Raw genomic sequence first — 16,290 nt, 5'->3', positions numbered from 1 at the left:
GGCCCGGCCAGCGTATGGTGAAAGAGTGGATGGGGATCCACGTTTGGGGAGGAGGTCCCCATGAGCCTGTTCAGGAAGCGCGCAAAGTCGGCCAAGAATGGGTCCGCCGAACGCGAGAAGCCCACGAGGCGCGAGATCCGCGCCTTCCGTGACGTCCTGCCCTACGAGATGGACGAGAAGATCGCCCGTCGGATCGCGATGCGGGCCTACGGCGACGACAACCACGACGGCGAGCCGGACATCCCTAGGACACTCTTCCCCGGCTGAGTCTGGGCCTGCTCACGAGGCGGCGGGCAGCGACTCGTCCCCTGACGCGCGATAGCTCGGCTCGCGGCGCTTGAGCCAGCCGATTGCGGTGCTCGTGACCGGCACGAGCGCGTACTCGACGAGCGTCTTGTAGAGGAAGCCGACGATGACGTAGTTCGCGAACGAGCCGATGTCCGTGATGCCGATGACCGGCGCCGCGATGCTGCAGAAGATGAGCGTGTCGACGAACTCGCCGAGGCCCGAGGACCCCATGAGCCGGGCCCACAGGCGCCGCTCGCCCGAGCGGGCCTTCATGCGCACCATGATCCACGAGTTGATGAGCTGCCCCGCAAGGAACGCGAGCAGCGACGCGAGGACGATCTGCGGGACCGGCCCGAGCGCGCCCTCGATCGACGCCTGCTTCGCGCGGCCGTAGTCGTCGTCGAAGCCCGGAAGGATGATGATGACCCAGTACGCAAGCGAGGCGAAGGCCGAGAACACGAAACTGCTCACGACCGCGCGGCGTGCCACGCGGAATCCGTAGAGCTCGCTGATGACGTCGCCGATCACATAGGCCAGCGGGAACAGGAAGAAGCCGCCATCCGTCACGATCGGCCCGAACATCACGCCCTTCGACGCGCCGATATTGCTCAGGATCACGATGACTGACATCGCCGCGAGGAGGATGCCGAAGTACGGCGAACCGATCGAGGCAAAGCGGGGCTTGGGGCGCACGCCCTCGGAGGGGAAGGTGGTCTGTTGTTCTGTCACGGCAGGCATTCTCGCATCACGCAGCATCTCGATGTCGGCGCATTCGCGCGCGTGACGCACATCTGGCGCCGCAGTATGCGGCACTGCCATTGCGGCTCCGGTCAACGAATGGGCTTCGGCACCACGGCTCGGCGCACCGGCCGAGTCGATGCATCTGCCCATCCGCAACGAGGCGCATGGCCGCGGGAACAAGCCGTGCCGCCAATCGCGAGCTGAAATCGCTCTGCGAGGTCTGCACCATCAGGTCGCCACGATCAGTCAGCGCCGGCGTGAGAAGGTATCCGCGTGCCGCAGAGGTCAGGCGCCTGGCGGCCATCTTCTCCGATGGAGCGCCCGAGGCGAAGAGAGCGTCTCGGAGGGTTTCACGCAGCCGCCTCACCGCAGCGACATCCGAGATTCCCGGCGACGGACACCATCCGGGGTCGTCAAGGCTGAGCGCGTCGAGCGGTTCCTTGCCACGAAGGGCGAAGATCTCCTCGACGCTCAGTTCTCGTGGAACGGCCAAACCGGCTCGCTCGGACAGTGCGCGCAGCTGATTGACGTGATTGAGCCCGTCGAAGGCAATTCCACCGATCTCGAGGAACGATGGCGACGTCGCGAGGAGCTCCATGAGCGCGGATACAGCAGGGTCGGGAACAGAGTTTCGGCGGGCCATGGTGTGAGCCTTCCAGAGCCCACCGACATTCCTGCCTCCGGCCCGCGGCCGCCGGCCCGCGGCCGCCGGCCCGCGGCCGCCGGTCCCGAGGAGTGCTGCCCGAAAGTGTTACGGGCAAAAGCGCGTTTTGACCGTAACGTTTCCAACAGAATCGCCCTCCTCCCCCTAATAGACGGGCGAAACCAGCCTGCGTCTCAGCCTCCCGCGTGGGCCTCGAGGAACGCGTAGACCTCGGTCTCGTCGACGCCGGGGAAGGCGCCGGGCGGCATCGCGGCGAGAAGGTGGGAGTGGGCGCGGGCGGAAGGCCACGCGCTGCCTGCCCAGTGCTCGCTCAGCCCGGTCGGCGGGCGGCGGCAGCACGCGGGATCGGGGCAGCGGGAGGTCGCGCGCGCCGTCGTCTCCCGCCCTCTGAACCACTTGACGTGCTGGTAGGGAACTCCAATGCTCAGCGAGAATTCGCCGTTCGCGCTCCGCTCGGTCCGGGCAGTGCACCAGAATGTGCCGTTGACCGTGTCGGTGTACTGGCTGTAGGAACTGAACTTGTCGGGGACGTCGAAGACGGCCCGGCTCGTCCAGGCCTTGCACGCGGGCTGGCCCTCGATCGCGCCGGTGTGGTCCATGGGGAAGTTGACGCCGTCGTTCTCGTAGGCCTTGTAGATGATGCCGCTCTGGTGGGTCTTCTGGAAGTGCGTCGTGATGCCGAGGTGCCGGGTCGCGAGATTGGTGAAGCGGTGCGCGGCCGTCTCGTAGCTCACGGCGAACGCGTCCCGGAGGTCCTCGACCGAGATCTCCTTGCGGGCTTTGGCCTGTTGGAGGAACTCGACGGTCGTGTGCTCGGGCAGGAGCAGTGCTGCCGCGAAGTAGTTCGTCGCGACGCGCTGGGCGAGGAAGTCGCCGTAGCTGCGGGGCGTCTCGTGGCCGAGAACGTAGTGCCCGAGGGCCTGGAGCAGCACCGAACGGGGGTCGTGGTCCGAGCGCTGGTTGTGCGTGAGATAAATCCGGTGATTCTTCAGATCGGTCACGGACCGCGTCGAATGGGGCAGGTCACCGACGTGATGCAGGGTGAAGCCGAGGTGCGTCGCGATGTCGGAGATGAGGTGCTGGCTCAGCGGACCGCCCGGGTAGCCGACGGCCTTGAGCACCTTCTGCGCCTCGGCCTCGTACTCGGGGAAGTAGTTGCCGCGCTCGCGCATCATGCGGCGCAGCTCGCCGTTGGCGCGGCGGGCCTCCTCGGGCGTCGCGACCTGCTCGTTGAGCTTGCGCTCAAGTTCGCGCAGGAGGCCCAGCTGGGACTCGAGCACATCGAGCGGCGTCCGCGAGCTGATGCGGATCTTGGGCAGATTGAGGGACTCGTAGAGCCGGCTGCGCTGGTAGCGCTCAAGCTCGATTTCGAGCGCCGCTCGGCGGCTCGGCGGCTCGGCCCCGAGCAGGGCGTCGACGCCGACGCCGAGGGCGCTCGCAAGCTGTTGCAGCAGGCCGAGCTTCGGTTCGCGCTTGCCGTTCTCGATGAGGCTCAGCTGGCTCGCCGCGGCGCCGACGGCGGTGCCGAGCTCGTCGAGCGTGAGCCCCGCGGACTTGCGCAAGTGGCGCACGCGGCGGCCAAGGCTGATGACGTCAACCTCCGCGCCCTTCCGCGGGGCGGCGGACGGCTCGGGACGGACCCACGAGGATGCAGCAGACATTTCTTGAGGATACGTGAAGATCTGCGTTTCTTTCCAGCACTTTTATCTGGTCGAGGGGTTGCAGACCCGGAAAAGTTGATGTCACGAAGAATTCCCTCCGTGATCAGTCGAAGGAGACCACGATGACCGAGCAGCCCCAAACCCCCCAGCAGCAGGCCGAAGCCCTCAAGCTCGAGTGGTCCGCAAACCCCCGCTGGGACGGCATCACGCGCGACTACACGGCCGAGGACGTCGTCACGCTGCGCGGCCGCGTCACCGAGGAGCAGACGCTCGCCCGCCGCGGCGCGGAGAAGCTGTGGAAGGCCGTGACGGAGGGCCGCGAGAACGGCACGGGCTACATCAACGCCCTCGGCGCACTCACCGGCAACCAGGCCGTGCAGCAGGTCAAGGCCGGCCTCAAGGCCATCTACCTCTCGGGCTGGCAGGTCGCCGCGGACGCGAACCTCTCGGGCCACACCTACCCCGACCAGTCCCTCTACCCCGCCAACTCGGTGCCCGCCGTCGTGCGTCGCATCAACAACGCGCTGCTGCGCGCGGACCAGATCGAGTTCTCGGAGGGGAAGCAGAGCGTCGAGGACTGGCTGGTTCCGATCGTCGCGGACGCCGAGGCAGGCTTCGGCGGCCCGCTCAACGCGTACGAGCTCATGAAGTCCATGATCCAGGCCGGCGCCGCTGGCGTTCACTGGGAGGACCAGCTCGCGTCCGAGAAGAAGTGCGGCCACCTGGGCGGCAAGGTGCTCATCCCGACCCAGCAGCACGTCCGCACCCTCAATGCGGCTCGGCTCGCCGCCGACGTCGCCGGCGTGCCGAGCGTAATCATCGCCCGCACGGACGCGGAGGCGGCCACGCTCATCACCTCGGACGTCGACGAGCGCGACCAGGAGTTCATCCTCCGCGAAGAGGGACAGCCGGTGCGCACGCCGGAGGGCTTCTACAAGGTGCGCAACGGCGTCGAGCCCTGCATCGCCCGCGCGAAGGCCTACGCGCCATACTCGGACCTCATCTGGATGGAGACCGGCACGCCGGACCTCGCGCTCGCGCGCAGGTTCGCCGAGGCGGTCAAAGCCGAGTTCCCGGACCAGATGCTCGCGTACAACTGCTCGCCCTCGTTCAACTGGAAGAAGCACCTCGACGACGCCACCATCGCCAAGTTCCAGCGCGAGCTCGGCGCGATGGGCTTCAAGTTCCAGTTCATCACCCTCGCGGGCTTCCACGCCCTCAACTACTCGATGTTCGACCTCGCGCACGGCTACGCCCGCAACGGCATGAGCGCCTACGTCGAGCTCCAGGAGCGCGAATTCGCCTCCGAAGACCGCGGCTACACCGCAACCAAGCACCAGCGCGAAGTGGGCACCGGCTACTTCGACCTGGTCTCCACGGCGCTGAACCCGAACGCCAGCACCCTCGCCCTCGTGGGATCCACCGAAGAGGGCCAGTTCCACTGACAGAACGGACTACGGCGGGTGGGGCTCGCGCGCGAGTTCTCACCCGCCGTCGTACTTCACGCATTCCAGGAGACCTCTCATGAACACCTTCACCAGCTCTGACGGATTTACCATCAACGGCATCACCCTCACCGCGCAGCCGCTGGCCCGCCAGCACGAGGTCCTGACCTCAGGCGCCCTCGAGTTCGTGGCCAAGCTCCACCGCGCCACCGCCGAACGCCGTCAGGAGCTGCTCGAGGCCCGCCACGAGCGCCGCGCCGCGATCCGCAAGGGCCAGGACCCGCGGTTCCTGCCCGAGACGGCGTGGATCCGCAACGACTCGAGCTGGCGCGTCGCTCCCCCGGCGCCCGGCCTCGAGGACCGCCGCGTGGAGATCACGGGGCCCGTCGAGCGGAAGATGACCATCAACGCCCTCAACTCGGGCGCGAAGGTCTGGCTCGCCGACTTCGAGGATTCGCTTACGCCGTCGTGGCGCAACGCCATCCAGGGCCAGATCAACCTCATTGACGCGCTCACAGACCGGATCGACTTCGTCTCGCCCGAAGGCAAGGAGTACCGGCTCCGCCCCGCCGAGGAGCGGCCGACCGTCGTCGTCCGTCCCCGCGCGTGGCACCTGCCGGAGAAGAACATGCTCATCGACGGCAAGCCGATCGCGGGCGGAGTCGTGGACTTCGGCCTGTTCTTCTACCACAACGCGGCGCGCCTCATCGCGGCCGGCAAAGGCCCTTACTTCTACCTGCCGAAGATCGAGAACCACCTCGAGGCGCGACTGTGGAACGACGTGTTCGTGCTCGCCCAGGACCTCCTCGGCATCCCGCAGGGGACCATCCGGGCGACCGTGCTCATCGAGACCATCACGGCAGCGTTCGAGATGGAGGAGATCCTGTACGAGCTGCGCGAGCACGCGTCCGGCCTCAACGCCGGACGGTGGGACTACATCTTCTCCGTCATCAAGAACTTCCGGACCCGGGGCCCGCGCTTCGTGCTCCCGGACCGCGGCCAGGTGACGATGACGCAGCCGTTCATGCGGGCGTACACCGAGCAGCTCGTGCGGGCGTGCCACCGCCGCGGCGCGATGGCGATCGGCGGCATGGCCGCGTTCGTGCCGAACCGGAAGGATGCGGAGGCCAACGCGATCGCGTTCGAGAAGGTCCGGGCGGACAAGACGCGCGAGGCCAACGACGGCTTCGACGGCTCGTGGGTCGCGCACCCTGACCTCGTGCCCGTGGCGCGCGAAGTGTTCGACTCGGTGCTCGGCGATCGGCCGAACCAGCTCGACCGGCTCCGCGACGACGTGGTGCCGGACGACCGCGCCCTCATCGACGTCGGCTCCTGCGCCGGGACCATCACGGAGACCGGCATCCGGAACAACATCGAGGTCGGCGTCCGCTACATCGAGGCGTGGCTCCGGGGCAGCGGCGCCGTCGCGATCCACAACCTCATGGAAGATGCCGCGACGGCGGAGATCTCCCGCTCGCAGATCTGGCAGTGGATCTACTCGCACGCGATCACGGACCACGGCGAGGTGATCACCCGCGAATGGGTCAAGGAGCTGTTCGAGGAGGAGTTCGCGAAGCTCGAGCGCTTCGACGGCGACCGATTCCGCGACGCCCACGAGATCTTCGAGGAGGTCGCCCTCGCGCCAGAGTTCCCGACGTTCCTGACCCTCCCGGCCTACGCGCGGTACCTGTGCGAGGACGCAGGCAAGGAGGACGAGTACGAGGCGGGGCTGCCCGAGCCCGAGCGGGCGATGTCGGCGGCCTGAGCCGCGCTCGTCTCTCCCGCCCACCCACCCGGAACTTCCCGCGGGTGACGGCCAACACTTCCCGACGCCGGCACGCGGAATCGCAACACGCGCCCCGAAGGCCGGGGGCAGGCGATCGGGAACAGAGTTGAGGGGTCGGGCCGCGTAGTGGTGCTGCGCGGTCCGGCCCCTCGGCGTGCTTGCACCCTCAGCGAGCCGCTTGCCTCAGGACGGCGGCGTAGGGTTCCCAGCGATGTTCCTATAGAGGTCGGAGTTGAAGGTGGTGTGGCCATGGTCGTCGGTGACGTAAATCTCGAATGAGAAGACCGTATCGTCGTGGTCCAGCGCGAACTCGATCGTGGGGTTCTTTACAGAGATGATCCCTTGCGAGACGATCCGGCCGTACTTCTGTTCCGGAACGCTGAGGTCGGCGCCGCGCTGCGCGGGGTCGCGAATGAAGTAGTGGACCGTAAAGGGCGCGGACGGCAGTGACCGGAGGGTAGGGAAGAAGGTGAAATCCCTCGTGTCAGGTGCGGTCTGCCGCGCACGCCACTCGTATCCGGTCATGGCAGGATTGAGCTTGTCGTCCAAGTCGCGGATGCCGGTACGGTTCGTCTGGGCGTCGAAGCTGTGGTGCCCGCCAAGGACTCTTGAGGCGGGGCCAAGCCCGAAGCCGAGCACCAAGCCGAGCCCGATCGAGATCAGTGGGATAAGGACGGCTGCAAGGCGCGCGCGGCGCTGAAGGCCGAAACGCGCGAAGTTCCGGTGCATAGCTAGCGCGTACGGCACATTGCCTGCGAGCACAGTTCTCGAGTACGGGCTGCTGGCCGTGCGCGCCCACGCCTCGATGTACGCAGCGCGCGGCGGCAGCGGCGCTTCCGTGCCCCCGGCGGGGTTCCAGTAGGCCAAGAACGTCAGCGGCAAGTCTCGGAGCTGTCCGTCCCACTCCCTGACGGTGAAGGTCGGCACCATCCTGCACTGGACTCCCCCGCGCGCGGCGTACTCGTGAAGATAGGCGTGGAAGTCTTCAAGTTGCGTGCGGTCCACGCCGTCTTGAGCGCGGAACGCCTTCGTAACGATCGCAGCCTCTCGGGTGAGCGTCACCCACTCGCCAGCGCGCCAGAGGAGGAGTGCGCCGACGATCGCTGCCGTGATCGCCCCCACGAAGATGAGCGCCTCGGCCCAGGCCGCGATGATCGTGCTGTCGCGCTCGTTGACGAGGATCGAGCCAGCAATGGCTGCGACAGCGACCACCAGAAGGCCCACGCCGAGGGACACTCCCGCCCAGCGCGGCATCCGCAGCCCGCGAATCTGGATGGGCAAGTCATACTCCCGGAACTGATCCCCGGAGCCCCAATCCAGCGGTCTTCCCATGATGCCCCCATTCGAATGTTCGATTTCCACGCCGGTGCACATACGCTCGCATGCCGCATCGGCCGCCCGCCATACTTGCCGGTACTCGAATTCTGATGAGGCCTACGCGGAGGACATCTGGCGATGAGGCATCTAGTCCCCCACGAGCATCCGCCCCACGATGAGGCGCATGATCTCATTCGTGCCCTCGAGGATCTGGTGCACTCGAAGGTCGCGCGCGATCTTCTCGATGCCGTACTCATGCAGATAGCCGTACCCACCATGGAGCTGGATCGCCTGGTTGGCGACCTCGAATCCGGCGTCGGTGGCCACGCGCTTCGCCATCGCGCAGAGGCGTACGGCATCGGGGGCGTTCCGGTCGAGCGCGTCGGCCGCGCGCATGAGGAGGCTGCGGGCGGCCTCGAGCTTCATGTCCATGTCGGCGAGCTCGAACACGAGCGCTTCCTTGTCCGCGAGTCGCCCGCCGAATGCCGTCCGTTCCTTGAGGTACGCGACCGTCTTGTCGAGCGCGGCCTGACCGCCGCCGAGGGAGCACGCACCGATATTGATGCGCCCGCCGTTGAGCCCCTTCATCGCGATGCCGAACCCCATGCCCTCGTCCCCGAGGCGGTTCGAGACGGGAACGCGGACGTTCCTGAAGACGACCTGGCCTGTCGGCTGCGCGTTCCAGCCCATCTTCTTCTCGTTGCTCCCGAAGGAGAGGCCGGGCGCGTCCCCGGGCACGAGGAAGGCCGTAATGCCGCGGCTTCCGCCCTCGGCCGTGCGCGCCATGACGACATACAGCGAGGAATAACCCGCCCCCGAGATGAACTGCTTGACCCCGTTGAGGACGTAATGGTCGCCGTCGAGCGTCGCCCGCGAGGTGAGCGCTGCCGCGTCCGATCCCGCGCCCGGCTCGGTGAGGCAATAGCTTCCGAGGGCCTCCAGCGACGCGAGCCGCGGAACCCATTCGGCCCGCTGTGACTCGGTGCCGAACGAATCGACCATCCACACGATCATGTTGTGGATCGAGATGTACGCGGCGATCGTCGGATCTGCCTTGGCGAGTTCCTCGAAGATGAGCGCCGCGTCGGCCCGCAGGAGCCCGGCGCCCCCGTAGTCCTCCGAGACGTACACGCCGCCCAGTCCCAGCTCGCCCGCCTCCCGCAGTGCGTCCACGGGGAAACGCTTCTCCGCGTCCCATTCGAGGGCATGGGGGGCCAGCCGTTCCGTGGCAAAATCGCGTACCGTGTCAACGAGGGCCCGCTGGTCTTCCGTGAGTTCGAACGTCACGTTGACAGTCTGTCCCGGGACGGCCTGCAGGAACAGAGGGGAATACCGCCGTGCCGCGATCACTTGAAGCTACTGTGCCTATTGAACATTCAATGAACGTGGACATCTGGTCCGATATCGCCTGCCCCTGGTGCTACATCGGCAAGCGCCGCTTCGAAACGGCCCTCGCGGAGTTCCCGCACAAGGACCAGATCACGGTCACGTGGCACAGTTTCCAGCTCGACCCGAGCATCCCCGAGCATTACGACGGCACCGAGCTCGACTACCTCAGCAAGCGCAAGGGCATGCAGCCTGCGCACGTCTCGCAGATGTTCGAGCACGTCGCCGAGGTGGCGGCCGGAGAAGGCCTCGCGTACGACTTCGGCAGCGTCGTCGTCGCCAATTCCTTCGCAGGCCACGAGCTCATTCACCTCGCCAAGGCCCGCGATTCGGGGAACGCTGGGACCGGCGTCGGCGGCAAGAACACGGCCGACGCCGTCAAGGAGGCGCTGCTCTCAGCCCACTTCGAGAAGGGGCAGGACATCGGGAGCCGGGAGGTGCTCGTGGCTATTGGGACGGCGGCCGGGCTCACCGAAACGGAGATCACCGACGCGCTCGACGCCGGGACGTACCGCGATGCGGTGCGCGCTGACATCCGCCAAGCCCAGATGCTCGGCATCCAGGGTGTGCCGTTTTTCGTGATCGACAGTAAGTACGGAGTTTCGGGCGCTCAGCCGGCCGAACTGTTCGCCCGCGCGCTCGACACGGCGTGGCGCGAGTCGAATCCTCTCGTCATGGTCAACTCCCCCGCGAATCCGACAGACGCCTCCGACGAACTCAACGGCGAGGCGTGCGGTCCGGACGGGTGCTGAGGTCAAGGACCGCGTGGACATTAGCAAAATGACCGTTCTGTAATAACGGTCCAATAACAACGGATGCCGCCTGCTTGCCCTCAAGGACAAGCAGGCGGCATCCGGAACAAATCTCCTCAACGGGAGGGGAAATGCATTACGCGTTGCGCTTCTGCCTCCGGACAAACATCAGCGTGCCGACGATCGCTGCACCGAGAAGGAGTGCCCCGGCACCGATCCACACGAGCAGAATCGGCATAGTCGCGCCCGTGTTGGCGAGGCTTGCAGACCCCTGGCCGTTCTGGTTCTGATTGCCCTGGGCGTTCTGAGGAACAACCGTCAGAGACGCCGTGCCGACGTTCCCCGAGGTCTGGCCGGTGGCGGTCAGCGTGTAGGTACCGGACGCATTCGAGGGCAGCGCTACGTTCACGGAAGCGGAACCGTCTGCCGCGGCCGGCTTGCTGAAGGTCGTCAGGATCGCGGCCTTGACGGCGGAAAGCGTTGCAGTCGTGTTGCCGCTCACCGAGTATGTGACGGTTTCACCCGAAGTGAAGGAACCTGCCGAAAAGCCAACGGCGGTGGTGCCGCCCGGAGTCGGGGTTCCCGACACCGAGACATTGCCGCTTGGCACATAACCAGCAGCTGTGGCGACCGTCGGGACGGCAACAAGAGTCAGAAGTGCGAGGGAGAGGGCGGCGAGGAGTTTTTTCATGAGCTATATCCCCAGTTCTATAGCGAGAGATGGATGTCGGATCGAGGCCGAGGTTCGACATGTACAACCAGACTGGAGCCTAGCCTAACTTGTCGTCACAGGAAAGTGGTAAAGGAGAAGTTGTTATTGTGTTAACTGTAGGTGTCACGACGAGTGGAGGATCCACCTTGGCACCCGCGGGTCCAAGAAACTGGAACCGGAGCACCGATGACTGGCCGGGAGCCAAAATGAGATCGGTCTGCGCCACTGCATATCCAGCATCCATGTCGGTGTGCAGATCGATATGCGCGCCGTCTCGCTGGGCCCCCAAATAGACGGATCCCGGGAGCGCATACGCATTGACCTGCGTTTTCATGTCACCGGGGGGGACTCCGTACAAGCCGCCTCCGGTGACGTACTCAGGCAGCGAGTGTGCCGCATCCGCCGGGGCTTCGTTCTTGAACGTGACCTCTATCTCCCAGTTGGGCCGCCCGTCCGCTCGACACGCGACACCGCCGACCCTGTATGACACGCGAAGGTAGTAGTCCATTTTGGCGCCGGTGGCGTCGTTGAGGTACACGCGCAGGCCCCCATTCGGCGTTCCCCGGGCGGAGATATCTCCCGAAATCCCGGCGGCCTCAAAGACCTCTTGTTCGGCGAGGCGGGAGCTCCACGCCAGAACACGCCGCTCTGCAGAGGCGGCACCTAGCTGGGCGGCCATCGCCTTGGGGTCGAACCCCCCGCTCACGACCTTGGCGAAGACCGCTGCCGCAACTGACGCAAAAAATCCGTCCTTATCGGCAACAGAGTCAAAGTGAGCATAGGCGTCACTGAGAAGCGCTCGAATGGCGTTCTCACTGTCCAGCCATCCCCCCGTAGGCAGCATCACCGGCCCCGTGGCCTTGAGCACGAAACTGAGCGCGACGGGATCGAGGGAGAACACGCCATCCACGGTGGTGCCATATTTCTGCCGCCACATCTCAGCCGCCACGCGCGCCGAGACGTCGAACTGCGGTGTGAGGTTCACGTCTTGGAAGTACCGCCCGGTAATCGACCCGTATAGGCCCTCCGTCTGCGGCGCCAGCGGGAGAACGGACTTTGCAAAGGCGGGAAACCCTTTGGCCTCCGTTTGCTGGGCCAGGGAGATATGGCCATGATCGACGTGGATCAGGGCCACGGATCCCGGAATCCCTCCTGTGCTGCGCAGCTCTGCGTTGTTGAGGAAGAGGATGAGGTAGTTTCGTGCACCATCATTGCCGAGCATCGGGGGCAATAGCTGAAGCGCCCGGTTCGCACCCTCCACTTGATTGCTGACCTTGGACAGCTCGGCTGTCAACCGTTCGACTCCGTCGCTAAGCGGAGCGATAACCCCAAGGCCTGATCGAATCTGCGCCACGTCGTCGTGCGCTTTGCGCAACACCGAATCAACACGATCGACGACCGTCTGCGTAGTCGCAAGCTCCTTCAGATCCACGCCTCCATTGACGGGCTTCAGCTTGGATAGATCGAAGTCGGCCGCGGCCGAGCTTGCGGGCTCGACGGCGCCATGAGCTACGTCGGAGAGAACCTCGGCCAGGCGAGTGGGGATCGAAAAGTTGCCGCCCACCCAAGGAATCAAGCCGGCGGCGCGCCAAACGGGATCACTCGTATATGCCTTGGCCGCATCAACGCGAGCGACAAGCTGGGCCGCCGCTGCTCGAGACTCGGCTGGTCGGCCGGAGACGATGTCCTGCTGCACCTCACGGGCCAGCCTTTCGGCATCCGCCATCTCGTGCTGAGCCAGATAGGCACGAACACCAAGCCAGATCCCGCAACCAAGCACGGCGAGGACCGCAACTGCGAAGACAGGCAGTCTCCACCGCCGGGGCAATCGAAAGCGACGGGCCATGATTCATATCCCTCCGAGGCCCCAGTAGACCTCTGTGATCTGCCTCACGACATTCGACCAGCCCCACCTACTCGCGAACCCGGATTGAAGCCGACCGCGCAGCTCTTCGAGGTAACCGGAATCACCAAGCAGTCGAATGAGGGCGCGGGAGAGGTCGGCGGCACTGGTTCCATCCGCCACTAGTGAGGGGGAAAGTTCTGCCACCAGTTCCGGATTGGCGCCGACAGGAGTCACCAGAGCCGGCGTACCAACGGAGAGCGACTCGGCGGTGGAGAGCCCGAAGCCTTCAAGATACAAGGTGGGCGTGACTGTCAGCGTCGCGTCCTTGTACTCCAACACGAGTTGATCGTCGGGGATCCTGCCCAGTAGCTGCACAACTTTTTCGAGGTCGAACTTCTCGACGAGCGCCCGCACTTGCGCCTCACGCGGGCCAGAGCCGGCCAACCGAAGCGTCACACCGGGAATGACATCGCGAACGGCCGCCATGGCCTCAACAAGCTGCTCCACACCTGTCCGCTCGACAAACCTGCGCGCGGCGAACAAGCGAGGACCGGACGGGGTGGAGACCGCACTCGCCGAGACCCCGGTCAGGCCCAACGCAAAGCGCACCTCGTCCAGGCCGCCTGGAATGATTTTGATCTTCTTTGCTGGAACGCCGAGTTCTCGCGCTTCTCCCGCGATGAAGTCGCTTAGAGTGAGAATCATTCTCGCTCGATTGAGAACTAGCCGTTCAGTGAGTTTCATGCCAAAGACAGCCACGCGCTCCGCGATTCCGGGGAGAGCATAGGAACCCTGACGCTCGCCGACCATCTCGCGATAGACGGGCGCATGAAACGTGTAAATGAACGGAATGCGAAGCACCGCAAGCGCAAGAGCAGGCACTGGGAAATGCGCATGGACAATGGTCTGCCCCTCAGTCAGATCAGCCCGCTTGACCTCTTCGCGCATTATCTTTCGGACCCCGGCGAAGATCACGAAAGGGTACATTAGGGCAAATAACACCGACGACTTCGACGGGCTCGAGTGCCTTCTAAGGACCACGCCGTCTTCGCCCAATTCCTTCGGCGGCACCAATGCCGTGAGGCTCTTGCTGGCTATGACGACTTCGTGCCCCACGGACACCTGCGCGGCGGCCAGCTCCCGAACGTAGCGCTCGAGCCCGCCCAGCTTGTCCGGCGAGATGACGTTGGTTACGTGAACAATCTTCATCGCGTGCCATATCCCGTCACCGTAGCAAATTCACTTTCGAGAGCTGAACCGGTCGATTTCACGCGCTCGTCGACGACACCACGCGGGACCGCCCCCAGCGCGGCCCCTCCTTCTTGGCGCACGAAAGCTGTCGAATACGTCACCGCGATCAGCGACCAGAGGATCGGCGAAGCGAAGTCCGGGAGGGAGACGAACGCCGATGACAAGAAGCCGATGAGAGCCAGAGCCGCAGGCGCATTAGCCCTCGACGACAGGCCTCGGAAGATTGACGTCAGAGCAACCACGAGGAAGAGAGCCGTTCCGATGAGTCCTATCTGGCTCAGCAACATCAATAAGAGCGAAGAACCTCGGTTACTGCCGTCACCAGCCCCGAGCAGGAACGTCCTGAACAACACAGCGATCGAATTCTGGTCGACGAGCGAGCGGTTAGTCAGCGAGGTCGAGCCAAGCTTGCTGTCGACAATGGCTTTGATCACGTCGATGATGCTCGGTAGCAGCACCGTCAGCATCACCACCGCAACGAGGCCGCCTAGGAAGACGGGAAGTCGGACGCGCGTAGAACCTCCAAACCGGCGTCCGCGGAGCGATATAGCCAACATGGCCAGCACTGCCGCGCCCAATCCGATAGCTGCCGTGCCTGAAGCTGAAGCATAGAGAAGTGCCACTGCCATGAAAGTCAGCACTGCATAGCCGACGAATCCGCGCACCGTTTTGGTGCGAGCCAGGGTAGCTCCGAAATAGATGGTGGCTATGACGGCGAATGCCCCGAGGTGTGAAGGCTCGCTGAATTGACCACGAAACCGACCGGTCTCAATCGTGTAGAAACCCCGAGGGGAATTGTCAAAAAGCGCATGAGGCCAGACGTCTCCCATAAAGGAAGAGCACGCCACAATAGCACCGATCGCAAGGCCGATGGCGATGTGACGGCCTTCAAAGGTGCCGTCACGCTGACTTCGCCAAACAAACATGACATTCAGAAGCAGATACGCAATTTGCGCAAAATTCGATAGCGTGAAGGTCAGCGGAGTCAAAGATCGAACTTGCTCATCGATTCCATTCGTGGCTGAGATGACGCCGAGGCCCGCGAATAACGCTGGCGAGATTGCCGTCACGAAGGTGCAATATACGAGCAGAATAACCAGTACTACCCTGCCGCGAAATCCACTGGATTGGGCACCCGGACCTCGTCGCCAGGCGGTGAACGAGCAAATCGAATAGAGGATCAGGCCGAAATAGAACGGCGAGATCGTCGCTTCTCCGAGCACGATCACCGCGGAGTCGTTGAACGCAATGGACGACGCCAACACGAGGAGCACCCATCGACGACCGCCGAACAAGGCGAGTCCGTACGCGCTTAGGAAGACTATTCCGAGAGTGGTCAACGCATAGCCCTTCCGTCCCTCACAGTCGTGCACCCGTTGCGATCACGAAAGATTCGTCGGCTGGCGCGAAAGGATCGTACAGTCGGCGGAGTGCCGCCTCCTGCTCGACGGGACTCATGATCTTCAGCAGCTCAGCATTGCGTGCCGCGAGGTCGCTGTCACTGCCCGGGCCCGCGAAGAACTCAACGATCGCTTGGGCGTGTTCGAAGAGGCTCTCGAATTGCGCCACGGGGAGGCCGTCGAACGCGGGAATGGCTCGCGCCGCTACCGGCAAGCCACAGGCGGCCGCATCGAGAACGCTGAGAGGGAAGCCCTCGTATCTGCCGGTATGGGCGTAGATGCCGGCAGCTTCGAGTTCCTCAACAAGGTCATTATCGTTGAGCCACCCCGTGACCGTGACGCCAGCTCGCTCAAGATCACGCCTTCGCACGACATCGCCATCACCGATCCAACGGAATTCAATAGTGCCATCCTGTGAGGCGACGCACTGCTTTAGAGCCGCGAAGTATTCGGGGTCCTTTTGGTAGCCGAGGCGACCAACCATGACCACGCGACGCGATCGACTCACCGCGCGACCCGGGCGGGGGGATACCGTCGGCACGTTCGGCACGAAGACCCGTCGCACGCCGCCATTGAGGCGACCAGCAATATCGAACTCGTGGGGCGACAAAACCGCGACGGATGACCGCCTTTGCGCAAGCATCCACTCGGCGGCCGTGAAAGCGATTCGACGTAACCAGCCACCGAGTTCAAGAGCGTAACCGTGTGGCTGATACACGATTCGACCGGGGAGACTCATGGCTCGGACATAGAATCCAGCCCAGCTCGAATGTGCGTGAATGACATCGGGACGGAGTTCTGAAACCGTTCGCCGGATGGCGAGGATGCGCTTGATATGCCCTTCCGGCAGGATTGCTGTACCCGCGAAACCCCTGCCCGATGGCGTCTGAACGTCGGGCCGGACGCTCAAGAGGAAGTGCTCGCAGCTGGGCATCGAGCCAGGAATGCAATCGATAGCTCGCGCGACCCCACCGCCGACGCATTCTGTGACGTGCAAAATTTTCACAGAACCCCCATCACCAGCTGCTCCAAATCGTCAGG

At 64.5% G+C, this 16,290-nt stretch carries 14 protein-coding genes; 4 read left to right on the top strand and 10 right to left on the bottom strand.

Annotated features, from left to right (window positions below):
• Nucleotides 1–60 precede the first annotated feature (60 nt).
• The gene (locus RBS12_RS11810) at nucleotides 61–267 is read left to right on the top strand and encodes a hypothetical protein (protein ID WP_307966303.1); all 207 of its coding nucleotides are present in this window, start codon (nucleotides 61–63) and stop codon (nucleotides 265–267) included.
• 12 nt (nucleotides 268–279) lie between these two features.
• Here RBS12_RS11810 and RBS12_RS11805 read toward each other — a convergent pair whose 3' ends face one another.
• From RBS12_RS11805 to RBS12_RS11795, 3 genes are all read right to left on the bottom strand, one after another.
• Nucleotides 280–1,026 carry a queuosine precursor transporter gene (locus tag RBS12_RS11805; RefSeq protein ID WP_373886511.1) on the bottom strand — a complete coding sequence of 249 codons (747 nt, stop codon included), beginning with the start codon at nucleotides 1,024–1,026 and terminating at the stop codon, nucleotides 280–282.
• A 7-nt stretch (nucleotides 1,027–1,033) separates the two neighbouring features.
• Complete coding sequence (locus RBS12_RS11800) at nucleotides 1,034–1,672, bottom strand: CGNR zinc finger domain-containing protein (RefSeq protein WP_307966301.1); 639 nt, start codon at nucleotides 1,670–1,672, stop codon at nucleotides 1,034–1,036.
• A 194-nt stretch (nucleotides 1,673–1,866) separates the two neighbouring features.
• The gene (locus RBS12_RS11795) at nucleotides 1,867–3,354 is read right to left on the bottom strand and encodes a helix-turn-helix domain-containing protein (protein WP_307966300.1); all 1,488 of its coding nucleotides are present in this window, start codon (nucleotides 3,352–3,354) and stop codon (nucleotides 1,867–1,869) included.
• A gap of 122 nt (nucleotides 3,355–3,476) precedes the next feature.
• Between RBS12_RS11795 and aceA the strand changes: the two genes are divergently transcribed.
• Together aceA and aceB are read left to right on the top strand one after the other, a co-directional pair.
• Nucleotides 3,477–4,799, top strand: a complete 1,323-nt coding sequence (aceA, locus tag RBS12_RS11790) for an isocitrate lyase (protein WP_307966299.1) — start codon at nucleotides 3,477–3,479, stop codon at nucleotides 4,797–4,799.
• A gap of 79 nt (nucleotides 4,800–4,878) precedes the next feature.
• Nucleotides 4,879–6,564: a malate synthase A gene (aceB, locus tag RBS12_RS11785; RefSeq protein ID WP_307966298.1), complete on the top strand. Its 1,686-nt coding sequence runs from the start codon at nucleotides 4,879–4,881 to the stop codon at nucleotides 6,562–6,564.
• Nucleotides 6,565–6,768: 204 nt separating this feature from the next.
• Here the strand turns inward: aceB and RBS12_RS11780 are convergent, their stop codons facing one another.
• Both RBS12_RS11780 and RBS12_RS11775 read right to left on the bottom strand, forming a co-directional pair.
• A complete protein-coding gene (locus tag RBS12_RS11780) occupies nucleotides 6,769–7,959 on the bottom strand; it encodes a hypothetical protein (RefSeq protein WP_307966297.1) in 1,191 nt (396 codons plus the stop codon).
• A gap of 90 nt (nucleotides 7,960–8,049) precedes the next feature.
• Nucleotides 8,050–9,189 (bottom strand): acyl-CoA dehydrogenase family protein, encoded by a 1,140-nt coding sequence (locus RBS12_RS11775; RefSeq protein ID WP_307966296.1) that lies wholly within the window; start codon nucleotides 9,187–9,189, stop codon nucleotides 8,050–8,052.
• A 92-nt stretch (nucleotides 9,190–9,281) separates the two neighbouring features.
• Here RBS12_RS11775 and RBS12_RS11770 point away from each other — a divergent pair, with 92 nt between their 5' ends.
• The gene (locus tag RBS12_RS11770) at nucleotides 9,282–10,040 is read left to right on the top strand and encodes a DsbA family oxidoreductase (protein ID WP_307966295.1); all 759 of its coding nucleotides are present in this window, start codon (nucleotides 9,282–9,284) and stop codon (nucleotides 10,038–10,040) included.
• A gap of 136 nt (nucleotides 10,041–10,176) precedes the next feature.
• Here RBS12_RS11770 and RBS12_RS11765 read toward each other — a convergent pair whose 3' ends face one another.
• From RBS12_RS11765 to RBS12_RS11745, 5 genes are all read right to left on the bottom strand, one after another.
• Nucleotides 10,177–10,731, bottom strand: a complete 555-nt coding sequence (locus tag RBS12_RS11765) for a hypothetical protein (RefSeq protein WP_307966294.1) — start codon at nucleotides 10,729–10,731, stop codon at nucleotides 10,177–10,179.
• Nucleotides 10,732–10,810: 79 nt separating this feature from the next.
• Entirely contained in the window at nucleotides 10,811–12,598 is a 1,788-nt protein-coding gene (locus RBS12_RS11760; protein WP_307966293.1) for a DUF4012 domain-containing protein, read from the bottom strand.
• Between the two features lie 3 nt (nucleotides 12,599–12,601).
• The gene (locus tag RBS12_RS11755; protein WP_307966292.1) at nucleotides 12,602–13,807 is read right to left on the bottom strand and encodes a glycosyltransferase family 4 protein; all 1,206 of its coding nucleotides are present in this window, start codon (nucleotides 13,805–13,807) and stop codon (nucleotides 12,602–12,604) included.
• The gene (locus RBS12_RS11750) at nucleotides 13,804–15,078 is read right to left on the bottom strand and encodes a hypothetical protein (RefSeq protein WP_307966291.1); all 1,275 of its coding nucleotides are present in this window, start codon (nucleotides 15,076–15,078) and stop codon (nucleotides 13,804–13,806) included. The genes RBS12_RS11755 and RBS12_RS11750 overlap by 4 nt, the downstream gene beginning before the upstream one ends.
• Before the next feature lie 130 nt (nucleotides 15,079–15,208).
• On the bottom strand, nucleotides 15,209–16,255 hold the full coding sequence (locus RBS12_RS11745; RefSeq protein WP_307966290.1) for a glycosyltransferase: 1,047 nt from the start codon (nucleotides 16,253–16,255) through the stop codon (nucleotides 15,209–15,211).
• Between the last annotated feature and the right edge of the window lie 35 nt (nucleotides 16,256–16,290).

It is taken from the genome of Sinomonas sp. ASV322, assembly GCF_030908245.1.
Lineage (GTDB): Bacteria > Actinomycetota > Actinomycetes > Actinomycetales > Micrococcaceae > Sinomonas.
Note: the sequence above shows the minus strand (reverse complement) of the source record. Positions and strands in the feature narration are given on the sequence as shown.

Coding starts and splice junctions, on each gene's coding strand:
- RBS12_RS11795 (WP_307966300.1), bottom strand. CDS start 3,354: ATGTCTGCTGCATCCTCGTGGGTCCGTCCCGAGCCGTCCGCCGCCCCG.
- RBS12_RS11755 (WP_307966292.1), bottom strand. CDS start 13,807: ATGAAGATTGTTCACGTAACCAACGTCATCTCGCCGGACAAGCTGGGC.
- aceA (WP_307966299.1), top strand. CDS start 3,477: ATGACCGAGCAGCCCCAAACCCCCCAGCAGCAGGCCGAAGCCCTCAAG.
- RBS12_RS11760 (WP_307966293.1), bottom strand. CDS start 12,598: ATGGCCCGTCGCTTTCGATTGCCCCGGCGGTGGAGACTGCCTGTCTTC.
- RBS12_RS11800 (WP_307966301.1), bottom strand. CDS start 1,672: ATGGCCCGCCGAAACTCTGTTCCCGACCCTGCTGTATCCGCGCTCATG.
- RBS12_RS11770 (WP_307966295.1), top strand. CDS start 9,282: ATGAACGTGGACATCTGGTCCGATATCGCCTGCCCCTGGTGCTACATC.
- RBS12_RS11810 (WP_307966303.1), top strand. CDS start 61: ATGAGCCTGTTCAGGAAGCGCGCAAAGTCGGCCAAGAATGGGTCCGCC.
- RBS12_RS11780 (WP_307966297.1), bottom strand. CDS start 7,959: ATGTGCACCGGCGTGGAAATCGAACATTCGAATGGGGGCATCATGGGA.
- RBS12_RS11805 (WP_373886511.1), bottom strand. CDS start 1,026: ATGCCTGCCGTGACAGAACAACAGACCACCTTCCCCTCCGAGGGCGTG.
- aceB (WP_307966298.1), top strand. CDS start 4,879: ATGAACACCTTCACCAGCTCTGACGGATTTACCATCAACGGCATCACC.
- RBS12_RS11765 (WP_307966294.1), bottom strand. CDS start 10,731: ATGAAAAAACTCCTCGCCGCCCTCTCCCTCGCACTTCTGACTCTTGTT.